A 20,870-nucleotide genomic window follows, 5' to 3' on the forward strand; every position below is an offset into this window, starting at 1 on the left:
GCTAACATTCCCCTTTTCCCTAATTAGATGGTTTATGAATGGCATCCATTGGTGCTCGCATATTCGCAAGAAGAGCCTTCAATCCTTGGAGCGACTGGGCTGTGCCTTCCATCGCAGTTCCGCCTTCGGGAATATAATGCGTCTCTAGCGTGAACAGTCCCGTATAGCCATGTCGAAGTAAAGCTTGAAAGTGAGCCACATACGGAACGATACCAGACCCAATCGGAGTTGCTTTGGGATGACCACTCTCGTCGAACCGTACGTCTTTCAAATGAACATGGGCCATTAGATTGCGGATGCTGGAATAACCTTCCGGATAGCTGGAACGGTTGCCGTATTGCTCATTGCCCGGATCCCATAAGACGCGCAGTGCAGGGGAATTAACGGCTCCGACGAGTTTAGCAACTTCTGCGGCATGCCCGCCATTACAGGAAGGTTCATTTTCGAGCAAAAGCAGCTTGCTGCGGTTGGCTGCCATCAAGGCAGCTTGAGTCAAATGCTTCACAATCTCGTCATGGTGCTGCTCCGGCTCTGCTTCACGCCAGAACGAGAAGATTCGAATCCGATTAGTGCCCAGCTGATCAGCAATGTCCATTGCGCGTTCCAGCATCGTGAAATGCTCGGAAACCGTACGCTCTTCTTGATTAAACCGATCGCCTTCCGCTACCTGACTGCCTGTTCCCAGCGCACATTTAAATATAGGAGAAGCAATACATGAAACGAACAGTCCCCGACGTTCCGTCTCTGAACGAATTATCGCAAGCTGCTGATTATGGAGCGAAAGTACATTCTGGCCATTGATCGTACGGATTTCTACGTGCTTCAAGCCATTTAATACGGCAAAGTTCAGCGCTTCAATGAGATCCGACGGCGAGACTTCATCCGTTATAACACCTAAACGATCCTCTATCATGTCAGCCTCCCATTCTCTTCTAGCAATGACTGCTGTCTGCTGTTCCAGACGGTTTCCCCGTTCACAATGGTTTGTTGGACATCCATGCGGCCGCTGCTATCTATCTGGAATAGAGTCAAATTGGCTCTTGCGCCTACTTCCAATTTCCCTAACATCGTCCATCCCATGACTTCCGCAGGTCGCTTCGTCACCGCATCGATCGCTTCTCGTAAGCTGATTCCGGCAAGTCGCATGGCATTCTCCACACCTCGGTCAAGCGCTTGAGCGGAGCCTGCCAATATTCGTGGATCAGCTGCCGTCTGGAGTCTGCCATTGCTAAGCAGCTCTACCTCTTGCCCGATCATACTCGGATAACGCCCGGGGGGCATCCCGCCGAACATGACGCTGTCACTGACGAGGATGAAGCGATCGCGTTTAACGCGGATCATGGATTTCAACACCGATGCGGTCAAATGATGGCCGTCCGCAATAAACATCGCATACAAGCCGTCTTCGGCCAATTGATCCCATATGTAATTCGGATGCCTTGCCATGACCGGATGCGCGCCATTGCCAAGATGCGTGGACAGCGTGGCACCTGCTTCAACAGCCGACTTCAACTGCTCCGCATTCGCCATCGTGTGGCCAATGCTTACTTTAACTCCTCCGCTTGCGAATACATGCTTGATGAATTCGACGGCGCCTTCACGTTCGGGAGCAATCGTGCAAAGTACAATTCGGCCTCCGGCCGAATGCTGCCAAGCATCGAATTCAGCGATAGCAGGATCTCGGATATGAGCCTTATCATGAGCGCCGCGCGGCCCATCCTCTGCGGATAGGTAAGGACCTTCGACATGAATACCAGCAATAACATGACGGAGCAGCTTGTTATTCTCACAAGCGGAGTGAATCGCGCGAAAGGCTTGATTCATTCTGACGTAACTGCCGGTAATTACCGTTGGACAATAGGTGGTGACGCCGTGCCGGAATAGGGAAAACGTCACTTCCGCTACATCATGCTCCGTGGTCACATCGCCATTAAGATCGAAACCGGCGAAACCATTCACCTGCAGGTCAATCCAACCCGGTGATATCCACGTATCACTGGAGTCACTGGCATCATTGTCAGGCTGCACAGGAGAGATGGCTTGAATGACACCGTTTTCTGCTGCGAGCTGCACCCATTCACCCGTATCATACCGTCTTCCTATCCATTGCATGACGCAACACCTCCTCGCCGCTTCTGGTCGATTAGGTTCACTCGTTTACTGCCGTGTCAGACTGAACAGCTTCTGCGGCCGATTGCTGATCCAAGTAGAGCGTCCAATTGGGATGAGTGCGCAGCATCGTAGCCGGCACTATCGGAGTAATGTCGTTCTCGAGCGTACGTTTGATGGCATCCGCTTTGACCGCATGGGGTACGCAAGAGAGAATAACCTTGCTCTTCATAATCTGGCGAACACTCATCGTGATCGCCTGAGCAGGCACATCGTCCATTCTGGCAAACCAGCCTTCTCCGACTTGCTGACGTTTGCACGCATCGTCCAGCTCCACTACTATGTATGGCTCTTCCGTCTCGAAATTCGCGGGCGGATCATTGAAGGCAATATGCGCATTCTCGCCGATTCCGATCATGGCAAGATCGATCGGAGCTTCTTGAATGGCATCGTTCAGCCGCTCAATCGTCTGCTGAATATCACCATTTCCATTAACGAGATGGAACTTCGCCAGATTCACATGACTGATAAAACGTTCCTTTAGGTAAGCTTGAAAGCTTGCAGGATGCGTATCATCGATGCCTGCATATTCGTCCAGATGAAACATCTCAACCTTGTTCCACTCTACCGGCTGCTTGACGAATGCTTTGAGAAACTCAAATTGCGACGAGCCTGTCGAAAGCAGAAGTCTTGCTCTCCCTTGACGTTCTATCACTTCTTGCAAGATCCGCGAGGCATGTTCGGCTGCTTCCTCTCCCAATTGCCGTGCAGTCTCCACTACTCTAATGTTCATGTTGATCCTCCTCTGGATTAAATTGAAATTAGTCAGCAATTCGTACCGCTGCGCCCTCTCTTATCGCACGATTAGCTGCGAATCCGATTGCGCAAGACATTGCGCCGTCTCGGCTGGACGCCTGTCTGGAATCGCTCGGATCCGATCCTATCATAAGCGCGCGGAGCAACCGACCATCGCCTCCGCCATGATCACCGGTTTCTTCCTGCAGCGGAATCTCGATCATCTCTTGCATACGGTTGAATAACCGAATGCGCTGAACCGGGTTACCTGCATATGGGCCGATCGCGCCGTCAAAATATTCCGCTTCCAGTCTCCCTTTCGTCCCCGTCAGCACCATCCGGAAACCTTCATAAGGGGCATAAGCAGTGAGGGAGTAGCTCATCATCGCACCTTTGGAATAACTGACATTGACGCTGAGTGTATCCTCAATGTCGATTTCATCTGCGAAAACACATTGATCGCGGTAATAGTGATCTTCGTCTTCGCAATCCAAGTAGAGCGCTCTATAGTTGCCTTGATTGAGGTCGATGTAGAATTCGCAGGTGTTGGAATAGGTACAGTCCGAGCATCTGGTGCCTCTTTCTTCACGTGTCGGACCGTAGAATCTCGTAGAACCTTGCGCATGAACGGCTGTCGGTTCATCCTCAAGCAGCCAGTTCACGATATCAAAGTGATGCGTCGATTTGTGGACGAGCAGCCCGCCGGAATTCGCTTTCTTCCGATGCCATCTGCGAAAATAATCCGCCCCATGCATCGTATCCAGAAACCATTCGAAATGGACATGTGTCAACGTGCCAAGCGAATTTTCCCGGGAAATTTCTTTGAGCCGATTCATGAACGGCATGTATCTTAAGTTGAAGGTAACGGTAACTTGCTTGCCTGTTTGCCGCTCCGTTTCTAGAATCAGGCTGCATTTATGTTCATCAATCGTGAGCGGCTTCTCGGTGATGACATCACAGCCGGCAAGCAGCGCTTGCGTGATATATAGGTGATGCGTGCTATCGATGGAAGTGACAATGACCACGTCCGGCTTCGCTTCGGCTAACATGGTCTCGAAGCTTGTGTACACGGGAAAATGCCCGCCGGTCCGCGTCCGAAGCAGCTCCGAGCGTTTCGCGTTCGTGTCATACACACCGACAATGGTCGCCACATCGGCATAATCCCGTGCAATCGGAACCGCGAACATATAGGTGCCTCTGTTGCCTGCGCCTACGAGCGCGTAGCTTTTCACGAGAATGTTCGCCTCCTTTGACTGTTTTCGCCTGCTCCGCTAAGGCTTTGGAAAGATTAATATATGGATTAAACCAAGGTCGACCACTAGAAAAAGTCCGTCATATACGCGATGCGGCGCGGGATGGCGAGCTCCCAGCTCGCAATTTCGGATGGACTGCCGCTTAGTCGGCCGTTCATGCTCAGCTGGACTGGTCGCTGGCAGCCGATCAACATTGTGGAGAGCGTTTGGATGTCGCAGCTGACTCCAACTCCGTCGCTATCTTCTAGGCGGACGGCCTCCGCACGGCCGGTGTCATTTACTGTAAGTTCCCATAAACCACGGTTCCAGCCTGCGTGTTCGTCGGTAATTCGGACAATTAGCTTCACTGACTCCGCGGTGAAACGGTATTGCCGAATAAACGCTTCAACGTCGACGATGCGGAACATAAAGTTCGAAACCATCTCTTGCTGGAGCTTAGGCTCGGCCATTGCGAATAGGAAAGGATCGTCGTTAGGTGCGGTAAACTTCAGCCTTGTCACGATAGAGTCATGATTGCCGATGAACTGCCATAAGCCGTTCCTAGCAGATTGATCGAGATGAACAAGCTCATGAATGTTCATGAACCGATCTTTAATGTCGTAAAGCATATATCCGGTCGGTACGCCTTCCGTGTCGTAATAGACGGCCAAGCTGCCGAGCTTACGATTGAATACATGCTGCCGCCACCAGTTTTCATCACGGCGCAGCATCCCGTTGAAGCTTGAGCGGGCGTATCGATCATAGACTTGATCTGCCGTGTGCCAATCCTCAGCCGACATTCGTTTGACTGCTCCGGCGGCCGAACCAAACTTCGGGACAACCGACATATCCAGCGTGTTAACGCTTTGCGTGGAGAAATACTCCCAGCCATATTTGCGATAGAACGAATAGGAGAACGGGTTCAGCATCGAGACCGTTTGGCCGCTCTCCCGCATCATCTCTAAACTGCGGACAAGCAATTTACTGACCATCCCTTGCCTGCGCAATTCCGGATAGGAAGCGACATGGGCAATCCCGCCCATCGCCATCGCTTCCCCCTGCACGTAAATATAGAGCGGAAGTACTGCCAGCTGCGCAGCTAACTGATCCTCCACGAAATAGCCCAGAAAGTGCTCCATGTTCATTTTTGCAAGACGCGCTTGCACATCGGATTCCGAGAATCGGACGGCAAAAGCAGCCTGGGTTAGCGTAAGCGACTGGCCTGCTTCATCTTGCCTGATGGTTCTAATCATGCTGCTCCCCCTTTAGTTGACGTTCATCCGGTCTTGACCAAACTATAACGAAACGATTCTATGCTAGAAACGAGCAGTATTTGTTATCATTCATTTTATTTGCAATACCTAGAAATTCAGTGAAGTTATGAAAATAAGACCATTGTTCAAACCGCTTTCTTTCTTTAATATAAGAGAAACAGGCTTGAAAACAGACCATGACGGGAGAGGGTTGTTTTCATGAAAATAATCGGTAGGCTGCTGCGGTTCCCCTACATACGTATGAAGTCCCCTTCTCTGTTCTTCTGGCTGCTAATCAGCTACATGACGATTGTGATCCTGCTCGTATCTTTCATTCTCTACTCTGTATTTTTCTACAGAGGCACGATAAAGGAAGAAGTCATCGCCTATAATAATGTGAACCTGAACAACACCATGGAGAATTATGAGTCGAAAATCCAACTCATCGAGAACGCCGCTCTATCCTTCTCGCTCAATGATCACATTGCTGCGCTCGACAAACCCAAATTCGATTATGCTGCAGGCAGCAAGCTGATCGACGAAATCCAAATCTACCTCGCTAACCAATCGCTCTTCCTGGAGAACATGATTGTCTACTTCAAGAAAAGCAACGTCGCCATTGAGAAAACACGCGGCGCAGACGCAGACGTCATGTTCAAGCGTTATTATGTGAGCAAGACCTATGGCTACGAGTTCTGGCAATCGCAATTTGATAACCTTTATGTGACTCGCATATTGCCAAACGACGTATTCTCTGAACTTGAATACAATGCCAAACGAGTCAGTGAACGCAAGCTGATTCCAATCATCATTAAGAACCAAACCAACCCCTCTGTTTATATCATCGCTTTAGCCGACGCACAGAAAATGTACAAAGCCTTTCATCAATCCATTACCAACGATTTCTACATCCTAGACGACACGCAGCGCTCATTCTTCACTACCGTCAATAATCAACAACTGCAGTTCCCCGTATTAGAAGGCAGTCAGGGTTATGTGAAGAAGGACTCCAATTATTACTTCTACAAGAAAGGCGAGCTAACCGGACTTACCTACGTCAACGTAATCCCGGATGACAGCATCGTATCGCAGATGAAATGGAATATTACGTTCGTTATGCTGCTCGTGCTCTCTATCTTATTTAGTATGCTGGTGTCCTTCCTGTTCAGCATGCGATTTAATCGTCCGGTCAAACAGCTCGTGCAATCGATCCAGCAGCTTACAACCGGCTTCCAATCGCAGAAGCACAGCGGAATTAAGGAATTTGCCTTCATCCAGGAGAGAGTCCGGCATCTGCTTGATTCAAACTTTGACATCAGCCAGAACTTGGAGGAGAAGAATTCCCTTCTTCGCCACTATGCCTACATCAATCAATTGAAGAACATACGGAACAACACCAGCTTCTTAAAAGATCTCATCAAGAACAACCAGCCTTACCGAGTCGTATTGTTCAAGCTGACCTTTAGACCGCAGCTGCTGGAGGAAATCGACGATGACGAGGAACGTGCGACTTTATTTATACGCGCCTATATCGATAAAATCTTAACGGAGCGTTATCCCGATTCCCTCACGCTGCAGCTCGAAAGCGATCAGCTGTTATCTGTCATCTATTCTGATCATTCCGAACACACGCTCGCCGAAACACTGGATGGGTTTCGTATCGTGCTGGATCTGGACCGAGCTTACTGTTTCTCCACGATGGCTGTGAGTAAGCGTTATGAACACGCCGACGATTTCAATCTCTCTTTTGAACAAACCAAATCCCTGCTCCAGCATCGTAAATTCAATGATCGGAACCAAGTGCTGTGGGCGGAGACGGATTCAAGACTGGTAAACTATTTTCTCATGTCGGCACAAGAGGAAGAGATCACTGCAAGCTTGAACAACGGCAATGAATCGCAGCTCGTTCAGTTCATGAAACGCGAAATTACCGGATTACGGAAGAAAGAAGCGACTGAGCATGAGGTCAAAGCATTCATAAGCATTGTGGTGGACAGAACGAAACGCGCCTATAACGTGAATCATCTGGATACGGAGCTGCTTCAAAGCGTACAAACGCGCTTGCAGCACAGCCATACCTTCGAAGAATTAGAGCAGTTGTTTGAGGAATGGCTGCCTTCCATCACCAATCTGATCAAGAGCAAGAAGGAGAAGAAGGATCACATTACGAGCTTCGTTTTCGATTATTTGGAGAATCATTACGCGCATGATATTACGCTCGATATGATGGCCGATAAGCTCAACATCACAAGAAGCTATCTCTCTACCTATTTCAAGGAGAAAACCGGTACCTATTTCGTGGATTACGTCAACTTGATTCGGGTGAGCCGGGCGAAAGAGCTGCTGTCCCGTTCGGATGTCAAAATCCAGGACGCCGCCGCCCGGGTCGGCTACCAGAATATTAACTCGTTCAATCGGATGTTCAAGAAGTTCACAGGTGTCACGCCAAGTGAGTTTCGTAAGGTAGAACGCGTTTGATTCGCGCCATCCCCATGTTCATTCAAACAAGTCCGTACTTAAGTACTTTAAACCGGAGTCGTTGATCGTAAGCGCGATTCGAGCGCCGCGTTCCCTTTCCTGCAGAAGCTGCAAGGCAGCAGCGATGTTCGCACCGGAGGAGTAACCTGCGAAGATCCCTTCCTTCTTAGCCAGCTCTCTGGCAGCGGCAATCGCATCCTCATCTGTAACGGTCAAGTAATCGGTCACAAGTTCCCGATCCAGCAAAGGCAGATGCATGCTGTATCCACCGCCTTGGATTCGGTGATTAGCATTCTTGATCGCTCGACCCGCAAGGTACGGTGCATGATGAGGTTCAACCACGTAACATCGGATCGACGGCTTATAACGCTTGAGCGCCTTTGCGCAGCCTGCGAATGTACCGCCACTCCCGGCGAAATCGACGAAAACATCGATTTCGCCGTTTGTTTGTTCCCACATTTCAGCAGCGGTGTGGAATTCGTGAGCATGTGTATTTCCCAGGCGTTCAAATTGATCCGCTCGAAAAGCACCTTTCTCGCTTACGATTCTTCGTGCTTCTGCCTCCACGAGGGCTAGGCTTTCATCTGAAACCTGCCCCGGAGCTGATCCCGGAGCCTGGTCAACTAATACAACCTCGGCGCCAAGCGCCATCATCATGCGAGCTCGTTCGTAGGAATTGCCTCGCGACATGACCGCGATAAACGGATACCCCTTTACCGCGCATACGATAGCAAGTCCCGTGCCCGTATTGCCGCTGGTTAGCTCGACGACGGTCTGTCCCGGCTGCAGGCTGCCGTCCCACTCGGCTTCCTCTATGATTTGCAGCGCGATCCGGTCCTTCTTGCTGAAGCCGGGGTTCAAATACTCCAGCTTCGCATAGATCGTCCCTTCGAAGCCGGTTGTCAGCCGCGATAGGTGAACCATCGGCGTATTGCCGATCGCTTGATGAACGCCGCTGAGCAGTTGTCCTCTCATCGCTTCGCAGTACCTCCATCGAGTGGATTTTTCATAGGATCCTGCCGGCTCTGGGCGACGACGAAGTCCCTCTGCTCCAGCACTTGCAGCAGATCGGGAATATCGAATGCGAGCAGCAGCCCCGGAACGATGATGCCGGATTCGTACCGGTGCGAATCCGCCTCCGCAAACGCACGGAAACTCTCAAGCAAGCCTGCCGCATGCAGCCCATGGCAATCTCCGCTAAGCACGGCAGCATAAAGGGCCGTGAGCGCATGCTCTTCTTGCCCGTACAGCGTAATCTCCGCCCGTTTGTAGCCAGGCGTTCGCTTCAAGCCGCTTATCGCGGCAAGTACGTCCGTGACCCGCATCCCTTGCAGCGATCTGCCCAGCATTCTGGCATTATAGCCGCTCGCCTTCTCCGGCTCGAACATGCCGAAGGTGCATGTGGGCTCCATCGCTGCAGGTCCGGTACCTCGCGGATGGATCACAATCACCGCGTCGTATCCGGCCTCGCGGGCTCGCTCTAGTCCCTGCCTGCCGCTCATGCCGCCTACCGCAAGGCAAACGCGAGCCGTATCCCTCCGATCCGTGAAGAGGTGCACGGATCCTACAAGCGGCATGCCTTCTTCGGACTCGAATGCCACTGCCCCTGTCTCGTCGATGGCTAACGGCTCAGATTTCAAAGCGCTGTCAGCCGGCAGCTGAAGCAGTTCTCTCAGCTGCTCGCGAACCTCTGGCAGCTGCAGCTGCCGCTCAATAGGGAGCTGCAGCAACCGCTCCCTGATCATGCTCAGCATCGTCCCGCCGAAAGCGGCTCCGCCTGAAGCATCACCGGCTTCCAAGCACAACAAATCCGCTTCCGCCGGCAGCCGCTCGTAATCAATCCCCTTCTCGGACACGAAGTCGACTTCAAAGACGCGGCAGAAGAATCGGAGCACCTGCTCTCGCATATCATGCCAGAATCCGTGGCCTTTCATCGTGACGTGCAGCTCCAACTGCTCCTCCGCTTCGAGCAGCCGGTACAGCCTCTTCGATTCAATAAACGCATCCCGTACGCCGTCAATTGGGAAGAAATCAAACATCGCGGCACCAATTAAGTACGGCTTTGGCGCCGCAGCCGTCACGAGATCGCTATGGTCAAGTCCGCGCGCCATCATGCCGGGCAAGCATTGCTCCGCATCCTGCGCCATGATCCGGTACAGCAGCGAGCGCAGCTCCGTAATGTAACAGCACGGCGCAACCGCCTTGATTCGGCCATCGTAAGCGCCCATATAAGCGGACATCGTGCCGCCGCCGGAATTGCCGGTTACGCCGATGCGTTCCGCATCCACTTCCGGCCTTGACAGCAAGTATGTCAACGCGGCTATATTGTCGCGCATCATATACGCACCGAGATGCTCGCCCAGCAAGCTAAGCTTCTCGTCCAAGAAGCAGTGGGCGGCGACCGCGTCCATCCACTTCTCGCTGCCCGTGGTCCCTTCCGCTTGGGGCACACGCCTCTCCCCCTGCCCGATCGGGTCGAACGTCAATACGCAGAAGCCGTTCATGACCGCTTCTACGCAGAACGACACATAAGAACCGTATGCTTTTCCTTCGTTCGCATGGCCGTTAAACAGCAGCACCGCAGGCAGCGGACCGCTGCTCTGCTTCGGATAGTAGAAGCTTCCGGTTGCGAAGATCCCTGGAACCGTTTCGATACAGACCTTGTCAATGAAGTAACTCCCTTGATCCAGCGTTCCCGTTACCGTTGCGCCGTCGGCAGCTTGTGGCAGCGGACCGACGGTCGCACGGAAAGCTTCCCGAACCTGCTCTCGATAGGCCGATGCCTCTTCTCTGTCGTTCACTTGCTGAAGCACGGACTTTCTGCTGACCAAATAATCCGTGTTTAACCGGTCCAAATATCGCCTGAACGGATGGCTGTGAAACCGCTCGATATTCGGATATTCGTCGATATAGGACAGCTCCCGCCTGCGATTCGCTTGTTGTTCCTGCAAGGAGTATGTACGCATAGCCAGCTCCTTTCGCCTTTCGATTGTCGCCCCCGGATGATAAAGAGGGAGAGAGTTTCCTCTCTCCCTCGCTTTGGGAAGGCTTATTTCCACTCGCCTGTGATACCGTTCTCGTCAAGCTGACGATTAACATCGTCAATGATTTCCTTACCGCCCGAGTTCAAATATTCCTGTACCATTTTATCCCAGTCGTTGATCGATTCCTGGCCGACGATCATCTTCGTCGTATGTTCGGCCACGACTTGATCCAGCTCGGATACTTTCGCGTACAGCAAATCGGAGTGAATGCGGTTGACCGGATCCAGATACGTCTTTGTCGTCTTCAGCATATCGACCGCCGACTGAACGAACCCTTTCGTGAACGGATCCTGCAGCACCATCGCCGGCTGCGTATCTTCATCCGTCGGTGCCCAGTAGCGAATGCCCAAATATGTCGTAGGCATTTCGCTGAACGCGCCGTCGATGTCGAGGGCAATGCCGTTCTCCATATTATAGCCTTTGCCTACGCCGCCGTTCTGCCAGTCAAACTCCGGATTTTGATCGTTGCGCTGATCGACCGGAACGAACGTCATGAAGTAATTGATCATTTCGAGAATGCGATCGATTTTCTCCGGATCGTCCGCCAGCTTCGCGTTCAAGCTGTGCAGCTCGTAATAGCCCGGCAAGCCCATGAACCCTTGTTGGCCGTCTTCCTGCGCAAACGGAGGAATGACCGCGAGTTCCGCTGTCGGGTTCGTATCCTTCAGCGTTTTGAAGCGCGTTTCGGAAATATCGTAAGGCTGCTCGTAGAAGATACCGACTTTGCCGGCGAAGAAATCTTTACGAACGTCAGCCGACTTCGTAACGGCCCAGTCCTTGCTGATCGCGCCTTCTTTATACAGATCGTTCAGAAGCGTAACCTGCTTCTTGAAGCCTTCGGAAATATTGCCCGGAATCAACTGGCCGCTCTCGTTCTTGTTATACCAGCCGCTGTCCCACGCCGCACCCATCCATGCGCCGTAAACGATGGACTTGGCGAGGCCCAAACCTAGCGTATCGTTCTTGCCGTTCTTGTCCGGATCGTTCTTCGCGAAAGCGATTGCCACTTTCTTCAGTTCATCGTAGGTGGTCGGCATCGACAGACCGAGATTGTTCAGCCAGTCTTGGCGGATGATTGGTTTCTTGCCGTACTTGGCAGGGAAGTAATTCGGAATACCGTAAATCTTGCCGTCGACCGTCACGGCATCCCAGACGCTCTTAGGAATGTTCTTGATCGCATCGTATTTGTCGATGTAATCGTTCAGCGGAAGGAACGCGCCTTGCTTCGACCATTTGACGAAGTTGGCGTCAACGCCTTCCATGCCGATAATATCAGGCAGGTCGCCTGCCGCCATAACGACTGGCAGCTTGTTCGCATACTCGTCATACGGCACGAATTGCGATTTCAGATCAATGCTGAACTTCTCGTTGATCATCTTGGCGCCGTTGCCGTTCGGGTCAGGAAGCGGGCTGGCCCAAGTACCTTGAATGGTGCTGATCTCGAAATTTTTCTTTTCTTCGGCAGCAGGCTGCTGGTTCGTTGATGCAGGCTCATTCTCGGTTGTTGTCGTAGCCGGCGTATTGCTGGAATCGGTCTGTTCAGCGGTATTTGCAGGTTTGTTCGTATTGTCGTTTGAGCCGCTGCATCCGGTTAGCCCGGTAATGATACTTACGGCTGCGAGCAGCGTCACGAGCTTTTTCGTTGTCATGTGTAAGCCCCTCCCTAGTATCCCTCTTAATGGTATGCTGAATCTGGACGCAATTACAATCCTGCTTATTAACCTTTCACCGAGCCCAGCATCACCCCCTTGGCAAAATGCTTTTGCAGAAACGGATATACGATCAGAATCGGAACCGTAGCCAAAATGATGGCGGCCATGCCGATCGTCTCCGGCGGCGGCAAGTGAGCGGATCTTGCGGCTTCGCGAGCAGCGCTGGCAAGGGTGTTGGCAGCGTCGTCGAGAATGACGATTTGCCTCAAGATAACCTGCACGGTCCATTTTGACGGATCGTTCAAATACAAGATAGCCGTGAAGTAGGTGTTCCATTGACCGACCGCGTAGAATAAACCGAAAGCGGCGAGCGCCGGTTTGGACAGCGGGAGAATGATGCGCGTATAGATTTGCCAGTCGTTCGCACCGTCGATGACGGCGGCTTCGTTCAGCTCCTCCGGAATGCTCAAGAAGAATTGGCGCATGACGATCAAGTTAAAGGAGCTGATCGCGTCCGGGATGATGAGCGACCAGTAGGAATCAATGAGCCCCGTCGCTTTGACGATCAAATACGTCGGGATCATGCCTGCGCCGAAGATGAAGGTAAACAGGACAAGGAACATATAGAAACGTTGTCCCCACAGCTTTCTGGTTAACGCGAAAGCCATCGTGGACGTGAGGAGCAGGCTCACGATCGAGCCGATGATCGTAATGTACACCGTTACGCCGATCGACCGGATAAATTCTTTGGAGTCGAAGATGAATCGATACGCATCGAGCACCCAATTTTTCGGGAACAACAGTAGATCGGTATTCATGAACTCCTCGTAGGAAGAGAACGAAACCGCGGTAATGTAATAGAACGGAAATATCATCACTAATGACAGCACCACCAGCAGCAATAAATTGATGCCATCGGTTATGCGATCCGACAACGTTCGCTTGATCGGCATGGCTCGCAGCTCCTCCCTCAGATTAAAATACGCCGTCTTCGCCGAACTTCTTGGCAATTTTATTGGCCGCTAGAATTAGTACTAGCCCGATAAGCCCTTTAAACAAGCCGACCGCTGTACCGAAACTGAAATCCGACTGCTGGATACCTTTGAAATAGACGAACGTGTCCAGCACGTTGCCGACGTCCATCGTGAAAGGATTCAGCATGAGGAAGATCTGCGTAAAACCGGAATCGAGCACGCTGCCAAGCCGCAGTATTAACAGAATGATAATCGTGCCTCGAATGGCCGGGAGCGTAATATGCCATAGCTGACGCCACCTGTTCGCGCCATCCACTATCGCCGCCTCGTATAAAGTCGGGTTTACGCCGGATAGCGCAGCCAGGAAAATAATCGTGCCCCAGCCCGCTTCCTTCCAGATGACCTCGAGCACGATGAGCGGCATAAACCATCCCGGTTGCTGCAGGAACGGAATCGCCTCCATGCCGAAGGCCATGCTCAACCCCTTGTTGACAATGCCTTCTGTCTTCAGGAAGATCGTCACGATACCTACGACGACGACCCAAGACAGGAAGTGAGGCAAATAGACGACGGATTGAATGATCCGCTTAACCCTTTGGTTCTTCACCTCATTCAGCATCAAAGCGAGCACAATCGGCACAGGGAATGCAAAGGCGATTTGCAGAAAAGAAAGCCAGAGCGTGTTCCACAGCACCCGGATCACTTCCGCATCCTCGAAAATGCGTTTAAAATGCTTCAGCCCTACCCATTCGCTATCGATAAAGCCTTTAAACGGACTGTAATCCTCGAACGCGATAATATTGCCTAACATCGGGACATACCGGAACCAGATGAAGTACAAGAGCCCCGGCAGCAAGAGCAGAAATCCGTAACGCTCTCGGAATAGACGGGAGGCAAGCGACTTTGTCGGCGCCTTCTGGCTCTTAATAACGGTTGTGCTGGCTTCCACGGATGTTGTAGCCATGCTGCTTCTACCTCCCTGCTTCGAATTCGTTCGAATCTATTGTTTGATATAACCGATGAATTGCGGGAACGCGATTTCCGGTTCTTCGATCTCCGGCACCCACCGTTTCTCCCACTCGAAGGACAGCCAGCCGTCGTACCCTTTGTCAGCAAGCAGCCGAACGCATTCGCGAATCGGTACGTCGCCTTCGCCGGCGAGCGTAATTTGACTGTGCATGTCCGAGCCTTTCGTATCTTTGATATGCGTATGCTTGATGTAGCGTCCTAAACGTTCATAGGTGACGTCAAGCGGTTCCCCATCTCCGTACTTATATGGATTGTTAATATCCCAGAGCACGCCGAGCGCGCTGCTGTCTACTTGATCGATCACTTCCAGCAAAGTGCGGGAATCCGAGAAATCGCCGTGCGTCTCGATTAAGACGTAGACTCCCTTGCCTTCCGCATGGCGGCAAACCGCCTGCCAGCCTCTGGCAACCTGCGCAATCGTTTCTTCGCGGGCGTCTTTGCTTTGGATCGCATCCCCGAATACTCGGATGTAAGGCACGCCTAGCTTGACCGCCAAATCCACGGCTGCTTTTCCTTCTTCAATAGAAGCTTCGAGCTTCGCCGAATCGTGAAAGACGCAGGACGTATCCAGGCAAATGATTTCCAAGCCGAGTTCTTCTAGTTGGTTCATGGACTGCTCGATATTTGCCGGCAGAAACGGCGTACATTTATGAAGCGCCATTTCCTCTTCGATACCGCGGATTTCAATGCCGTCGAACCCAAGCTCGGATGCTTCTTTCAAAATTTTCTCCCAGCTCCAAGTCGGACAGCCCAGCGTGGAAAATGCCAATTTCATCGACTAGCCTCCCATTCGTTTCGCCATCTTCTCGCTTTCGCTGATTTCAATGTAACGGACGCAGGATACCTATGAAAATTGCTGCTTTTTTCACTAGTTCATTTATTTTGTGCTAGTCTTAAAATTCGTGAAGAACTTAAAAAAGCGACTAGTATAGATACGGTAAATTCGTGAACCATGCGAAATTCCTACAGTTTCCCATTGCCATTGAAAAGCGCACAATTAGGATAGCGGTTATATAGAAGGAGTTGATCCGATATGGTGCTTTCCGTGTGGGCCGTCAATGACGGCGAGAAGGTATTGAAGGAAGATTTGGCCAATCCGAATAAAAACGGAAACAGCGTTTGGGATGGCAGCACGATTCGTTTGTTCGGGGCAAGGAACGAGACGGTCGCGTTCCAGGTTATTGTAGAAGCAGGAAGCACAGAGGTTACCGGCCTCTATGTCGAGATGTCCGAGCTTGTTCATGCGGAGTTCGGGGAATGCAGAATCGACAATGCCGCCTTACTCGATGAAGATCCCTCCAATTACGTTGGCCGTCGTATCGAAGTGTTCACGCAGCATTATTTATACGTCTCCCCCGATCTCGGAACGGCGCCTCAATGGTTCTATGCGGAATCCGCTCCGCCGCTTCACCGCTCGGGCTGGATTCCGGATGCCCTTATCCCTGCTGATGCCAAGCCGCGGCTTGGCGGTCAACCCGTGCACATGTCTCCCCGCTCCAACCAAGGCTTCTGGATCGATGTGTATATTCCGCGCGAGGCGTCGTTGAAGCCGGGGATCTACCTCGGTGCGGTGACCGTACGGCGCGGCGATGAGCTGGTCGCGAAGCTGCCGGTCGAACTGCAGCTCTATGATTTTGCGCTGCCGGACGAGAATCACTCGGTCACTTTCGTTTATGCGAACGAAATCGACGAATATTTCCCGGATACACCGGACATTCGGGATCGGCTTCGTAGAATGGCGCATCGTCATCGGTTTGATTTGGTCGGCTCGGATGTCCATAATCATCGATTTGATGTTGAGATGATGGAGCAGTATGCGCCTTATTTGGACGGGACATTCTTTACTTTAGAGAACGGTTATGAAGGCCCGGGCGAGTATGTTGGTGAAGGCGTATTTCCGGTGGGGATGTACGGGGGTAAAGTGCTTGGAAGTGAGCCGGCGGAGATTCAGCGCGAAGCGGACAATTGGGTGGATTATTTTGAAGGCATGAAATGGCCGGGCGTTTATTTCTGTTATTTAATTGATGAGCCGCTCCCGGCTAAATACGAATGGATTCGAGAGCGCGCCAAGATTATACGCGACTCCGAAGGCTCAGGAAGCAAACTTCCTCTACTTACGACACGCAAATTCACGCCTGAAATTGAGGATTCCATCGACATTTGGTGCGCACATACAGTGGATCCGCTTTCCGTTGAACAGTGTGCAGAAACCGGTGATAAACTATGGTTCTACAATGGCTATCGTCCCTATCATGGGTCGATCATCCTGGAATCTGAGGCAGTCGATATGCGCGTGAATGCTTGGCTGCGCTGGCGATATGGCATTGAAGGGTATTTCATCTGGCATGGCACGCACTGGCGTCATAATCATCAAGGTCCGCGCGGTCGCTGGAATCAGAATGTGTTTCAATATCCGGTTACGTTCATGTATGTGTCGAACAATGAATCCGCCTATTACGGCGAAGACGGTGTTCATTTCGGTAATGGCGACGGCCTATTATTCTATCCCGGACGCGATCCGTTCTTCCGCGAGCAGGATCGGGGGATCAATGGGCCGATTAGCTCCATTCGGATGAAGAATCTCCGCCGAGGTATCCAGGATTACGAATATTTGTGGCTGGCCTCGCAGCGCGGCAGCCGTGCGGCGGCGGATGCGATCGCCAAGGAAGCCGTTCCGACTGGGATGCATGAGACAATTGCAGATGGGCAAGCTTCGTGGTCGGCATGTGGGAGTGACTGGGACAGCTACCGGAGGAAAACGGCGGAGTTAATCGTTGCTTCGATGATAGAGACGATATGAGATGGAATCAGATGAGATGAGATGAGAGCAATTCAATTGAGAGAAATCAAATGAAACGGGTTCAAACCTTTGTGAAACGAGGTCTTGTACATGTCCGTTAATTCTAGGAAAGTCATTGTCATTGGTGAGTTAAATGTGGATTTGATCTTCGCTGATTCCGATATCCAACCTGAACCGAATCGGGAGAAGCTAATACGGGATTTTCGGCTTGCGTTAGGCTCCTCTTCCGCTATAACAGCGGCTGGCTTGGCTGGACTGGGAATGGATGTTTCATTTGTTTCCATTGTTGGCGCGGACGAGTTCGGCCGGTTCTGTGTGAAGGAATTAGAGCGACTTGGCGTTGACGTTACGCATGTCGTAATGGACAGCAATGTGCGCACCGGAGTTACGCTTTCCCTATCAGATGGAAGCGATCGTTCGCTGCTAACCTATATGGGGGCAATTGGCGCTGTTACTCCGGCGATTATTCCGGATAGACTACTTCGCGAGGCTGCACATGTACATTTCGGATCGTATTTTCTGCAAGAGCAGATGAAGCCGCATTGGCTTGAGGTGTTCAAGCAGGCCAAGACGAATGGCCTCACGACCTCTTTCGATTCCGGATGGGATCCGTCAGAGGGATGGGATCGCGAGCGGGTACGCTCACTGCTTGCTTTAACCGATTGGTTCATTCCTAGTGAAGAGGAAGCGTTGCGGATTTTTGAATCGGATACCTTAGTAGGATTACCGGATTGCTTACCGGAATCTCGCGGAGCTGTCGTGGTGAAATGCGGCAGTAAAGGCTCCATGGCCGTGTTCCCTGACGGGCTTGTTGAATTTGCTCCCTCCTTTGCAGTGAATCCGGTTGATACGACAGGAGCTGGCGACTCGTTTAATGCCGGATATATTACAGCCAAGCTCGAAGGCAAATCCGATTCCGAGGCGCTCTCATTCGCAAATGCTTGTGGTGCCCTATCGACGCTTGCGATTGGCGGAGCCGGGACGGTTTCCCGTGAAGGTTTATGGAAGCTATGGCCGGAAGGGTTGCAGGCGATATGACGGAAGCATGGCGTTTACTTCCGATCGTTTGCGCATCCTTGAATACTGCAATTGATAAACGACTTGTTCTCCCTGCTTTGCATCTTGGGGAGGTAAATCGGGTATCGCACGTAGATGCAACTGCCGGAGGCAAAGGTCTGAATGTTGCGCGTGTGGCGAAGTCAATCGGCGCTCCGGTCATGGCGACCGGATTCGCCGGAGGCAGCAATGGCTCATGGATTATGAACAAACTGCAAGAAATTGGCCTTGAGCAGCAGATGGTCTCCATTGAGCAAGAGTCTCGCATCTGTTTGAATATTATTGATGAAGGAGGTCGTCATTCGACCGAGCTATTGGAACCCGGACCGTGCATATCGCACGAAGAGAAAGTTCGTTTTATAACCTTATGGCGCAGCTTATGTGTGCCGGGACGGTGGCTGACATTGTCAGGCAGTTTGCCGCGCGGACTTGGTGATCATTTCTATGCCGAGCTGATTACGGAAGCAAAACTGGCGGGAGCGAATGTTGTGCTGGATACGAGCGGTACTCCGCTGGAGGCAGGCGCTCGTAGCGGCCCTCATACGGTGAAGCCTAACGAGGATGAATTTCGCCAGTGGTGCGGCTCCGATCCTCGAGATTATGAAGCCGTTCGCCGAATGGCGGCGCAGCTCGGCGAGTATGGCGTTCAAACCTTGATTGTTTCACTAGGTGCTGACGGTTGCCTTGCCGCAACACCGGACGGCCAGCTGTGGCTGGCACTCCCTCCGATCATCCAACCCGTTAATACGGTGGGATGCGGCGATTCCTTTGTCGCCGGCTGGACTGTCGCATGCGCTCGCGGCTTGAACATCGCGGTGGCCTTGCAGTTCGCAGTCGCCGTCGGCACCGCCAATGCAGTGACTCCCGGTACCGGGCAAGTAAGCTTGGCGGATGTAGAGGAGCTGCTTCCACGAGTGAAGGTTACTAACCTATGAATGGTGGTCGCACATCCTTAAATACTAATAAAGGAGAGTTGCTCTCAGAGCAACTCTCTCTTCATTTCTGCTACTTTTCCGCCAATGTGTTGTTCCCAGGACTACTCTTTCCTCGAATGTAGCTCCCTAGATATGCTTCTTTTCCGATTTCCCTTACCTTTCCACCAATGTAGCCCCCTAGGTTAACTTCTTTTGCGATTTCCCCCACTTTTCCACCAATGTAGCTCCCTGGATACGCTTCTTATGCGATTTCCCCCACCTAGACAAGCTTCTTTTGCGATTTCCCCTACTTTTCCACCAATTTAGCTCTCTACATAAGCTTCTTTTGCGATATCCACCACTTTTCTGCAAATGTAGCCATCTAGGATAGCTTCTTTGCAATTGTCGGCGGATTTACGGCGAATGTGTTGCTTCCGCCAATTTGCTGCTCCCAGAGCTGCTTATCAACGGTCTCAAAAAATAGAAACCTCCGCTTCCATCAAGGAAGCGAACGTTTCCCGTAACTAACCATCATTCGTTCCAGTCCAACAGGACTCCTAGCGCCTGATCCTTGCTATTCAACAAAAGCTCATACCCTTGCTTAGCTTGTGAACTCGGCAGCTTATGCGTGATGAATGGCTCCACGACCAGCTCACCGGTTTCGATAAGCTGCAGCATTTCGCGATAAAGCGTACCTGACGACGGAAGCCCGTCGATATCTTTCACAGAGGCATGTGCCCCGATTAAGCTGACGCCTTTGCGATGAATATGGTCGTACACATTCATCGTGACCAATCCGCGCGTAGATCCTAGCAATATAACCTGTCCGTGTACCCTGCACAGTTCGAGCGCCGAGTTGACCAGTGCGGGAACCCCTGTTGCCTCGACGACGATATCAGGATCTTTGCCGCCTGTAATCTGATGAATCGCTTCCCGAAGATCCGCCCCCGACTGCACGGCCTGCTGCACATTCGTTCTTCGAGCTAACTCAAGTCGCTCCGCTACTACATCGACCCCGATGGGAATAGCTCCCTGCCCCGCATACAGCTGCGCCGCTAAATTACCGACCAGCCCCATGCCAAGCACAACGACATAATCTCCTTCTCTAATTCGTGACTGCAGAACCGAAGTCATCGAGATTTCGGCAATTCTGGCAAACAAGGCAAGCTTGGGGTCCACGCCGTCCGAAAGCTTCACGATCTCTTCATCCGTGGCTCCAAACACACCATAACTCGCATGATGCCCCACAGTAAAAACACGATCGCCCACCTCGAATCCACTCCCGGCACCGGCGACAACCACTTCCCCCACAGCAGCATATCCCGGATAAAAAGGGAATTTCGCGAAGCGATTCCGCGGATTATCGATATCGATATGAGTGCCCGTATACAGCGCAAGCTCTGTCCCGGGACTAATTAAACTATATTTGGTTTTGACCACGACCTGATTGTCGTCCACTGCCGCAAGATCAAGGTATCCTACTTCATATTCAAGCGCATAAGGGCAGGGAAACACCAGCTTTGTAATACCCAAT

Annotated in this window: 16 protein-coding genes; 4 read left to right on the forward strand and 12 right to left on the reverse strand. The window is 51.8% G+C overall.

The features are described from left to right. Positions 1–19: 19 nt before the first annotated feature. The 5 genes from AC0YN4_RS04530 to AC0YN4_RS04550 all read right to left on the reverse strand — a co-directional run bounded on the left by AC0YN4_RS04530 (position 20) and on the right by AC0YN4_RS04550 (position 5,389). The gene (locus tag AC0YN4_RS04530; protein ID WP_475835268.1) at positions 20–913 is read right to left on the reverse strand and encodes a sugar phosphate isomerase/epimerase family protein; all 894 of its coding nucleotides are present in this window, start codon (positions 911–913) and stop codon (positions 20–22) included. Then, positions 910–2,112: an N-acetylglucosamine-6-phosphate deacetylase gene (locus AC0YN4_RS04535; RefSeq protein ID WP_475835269.1), complete on the reverse strand. Its 1,203-nt coding sequence runs from the start codon at positions 2,110–2,112 to the stop codon at positions 910–912. Before AC0YN4_RS04535 ends, AC0YN4_RS04530 begins: the two co-directional genes overlap by 4 nt. A 37-nt stretch (positions 2,113–2,149) precedes the next feature. Then, positions 2,150–2,902, reverse strand: coding sequence for a glucosamine-6-phosphate deaminase (locus AC0YN4_RS04540; RefSeq protein WP_475835270.1), 753 nt, complete (start codon positions 2,900–2,902; stop codon positions 2,150–2,152). A gap of 28 nt (positions 2,903–2,930) precedes the next feature. Further along, a complete protein-coding gene (locus tag AC0YN4_RS04545; RefSeq protein ID WP_475835271.1) occupies positions 2,931–4,136 on the reverse strand; it encodes a Gfo/Idh/MocA family protein in 1,206 nt (401 codons plus the stop codon). Between the two features lie 86 nt (positions 4,137–4,222). Next, the gene (locus AC0YN4_RS04550) at positions 4,223–5,389 is read right to left on the reverse strand and encodes a GNAT family N-acetyltransferase (RefSeq protein ID WP_475835272.1); all 1,167 of its coding nucleotides are present in this window, start codon (positions 5,387–5,389) and stop codon (positions 4,223–4,225) included. A 219-nt stretch (positions 5,390–5,608) separates the two neighbouring features. Between AC0YN4_RS04550 and AC0YN4_RS04555 the strand changes: the two genes are divergently transcribed. Continuing rightward, the gene (locus AC0YN4_RS04555; RefSeq protein WP_475835273.1) at positions 5,609–7,867 is read left to right on the forward strand and encodes a helix-turn-helix domain-containing protein; all 2,259 of its coding nucleotides are present in this window, start codon (positions 5,609–5,611) and stop codon (positions 7,865–7,867) included. Positions 7,868–7,885: 18 nt separating this feature from the next. Here the strand turns inward: AC0YN4_RS04555 and AC0YN4_RS04560 are convergent, their stop codons facing one another. The 6 genes from AC0YN4_RS04560 to AC0YN4_RS04585 form a co-directional block, all read right to left on the reverse strand. Next, complete coding sequence (locus AC0YN4_RS04560) at positions 7,886–8,842, reverse strand: PLP-dependent cysteine synthase family protein (RefSeq protein ID WP_475835274.1); 957 nt, start codon at positions 8,840–8,842, stop codon at positions 7,886–7,888. Further along, positions 8,839–10,833, reverse strand: a complete 1,995-nt coding sequence (locus tag AC0YN4_RS04565; RefSeq protein ID WP_475835275.1) for an alpha/beta hydrolase family protein — start codon at positions 10,831–10,833, stop codon at positions 8,839–8,841. Before AC0YN4_RS04565 ends, AC0YN4_RS04560 begins: the two co-directional genes overlap by 4 nt. Positions 10,834–10,916: 83 nt before the next feature. Further along, on the reverse strand, positions 10,917–12,560 hold the full coding sequence (locus tag AC0YN4_RS04570; protein WP_475779841.1) for an extracellular solute-binding protein: 1,644 nt from the start codon (positions 12,558–12,560) through the stop codon (positions 10,917–10,919). A 68-nt stretch (positions 12,561–12,628) separates the two neighbouring features. Beyond that, on the reverse strand, positions 12,629–13,516 hold the full coding sequence (locus AC0YN4_RS04575; RefSeq protein ID WP_475779840.1) for a carbohydrate ABC transporter permease: 888 nt from the start codon (positions 13,514–13,516) through the stop codon (positions 12,629–12,631). Positions 13,517–13,538: 22 nt separating this feature from the next. Further along, positions 13,539–14,501 carry an ABC transporter permease gene (locus AC0YN4_RS04580; RefSeq protein WP_475779839.1) on the reverse strand — a complete coding sequence of 321 codons (963 nt, stop codon included), beginning with the start codon at positions 14,499–14,501 and terminating at the stop codon, positions 13,539–13,541. A gap of 36 nt (positions 14,502–14,537) precedes the next feature. Continuing rightward, positions 14,538–15,341, reverse strand: coding sequence for a sugar phosphate isomerase/epimerase family protein (locus AC0YN4_RS04585; RefSeq protein ID WP_475779838.1), 804 nt, complete (start codon positions 15,339–15,341; stop codon positions 14,538–14,540). Between the two features lie 258 nt (positions 15,342–15,599). Here AC0YN4_RS04585 and AC0YN4_RS04590 point away from each other — a divergent pair, with 258 nt between their 5' ends. The 3 genes from AC0YN4_RS04590 to AC0YN4_RS04600 all read left to right on the forward strand — a co-directional run bounded on the left by AC0YN4_RS04590 (position 15,600) and on the right by AC0YN4_RS04600 (position 19,357). Beyond that, positions 15,600–17,366 (forward strand): DUF4091 domain-containing protein, encoded by a 1,767-nt coding sequence (locus tag AC0YN4_RS04590; protein WP_475835276.1) that lies wholly within the window; start codon positions 15,600–15,602, stop codon positions 17,364–17,366. A 90-nt stretch (positions 17,367–17,456) separates the two neighbouring features. Next, on the forward strand, positions 17,457–18,404 hold the full coding sequence (locus tag AC0YN4_RS04595) for a carbohydrate kinase family protein (protein ID WP_475779836.1): 948 nt from the start codon (positions 17,457–17,459) through the stop codon (positions 18,402–18,404). Further along, entirely contained in the window at positions 18,401–19,357 is a 957-nt protein-coding gene (locus AC0YN4_RS04600; protein ID WP_475835277.1) for a 1-phosphofructokinase family hexose kinase, read from the forward strand. The genes AC0YN4_RS04595 and AC0YN4_RS04600 overlap by 4 nt, the downstream gene beginning before the upstream one ends. 510 nt (positions 19,358–19,867) lie before the next feature. Here AC0YN4_RS04600 and AC0YN4_RS04605 read toward each other — a convergent pair. After that, on the reverse strand, positions 19,868–20,869 hold the full coding sequence (locus AC0YN4_RS04605; protein WP_475835278.1) for a zinc-dependent alcohol dehydrogenase: 1,002 nt from the start codon (positions 20,867–20,869) through the stop codon (positions 19,868–19,870). Position 20,870: the final 1 nt, after the last annotated feature.

It is taken from the genome of Paenibacillus sp. J22R3, assembly GCF_056269305.1.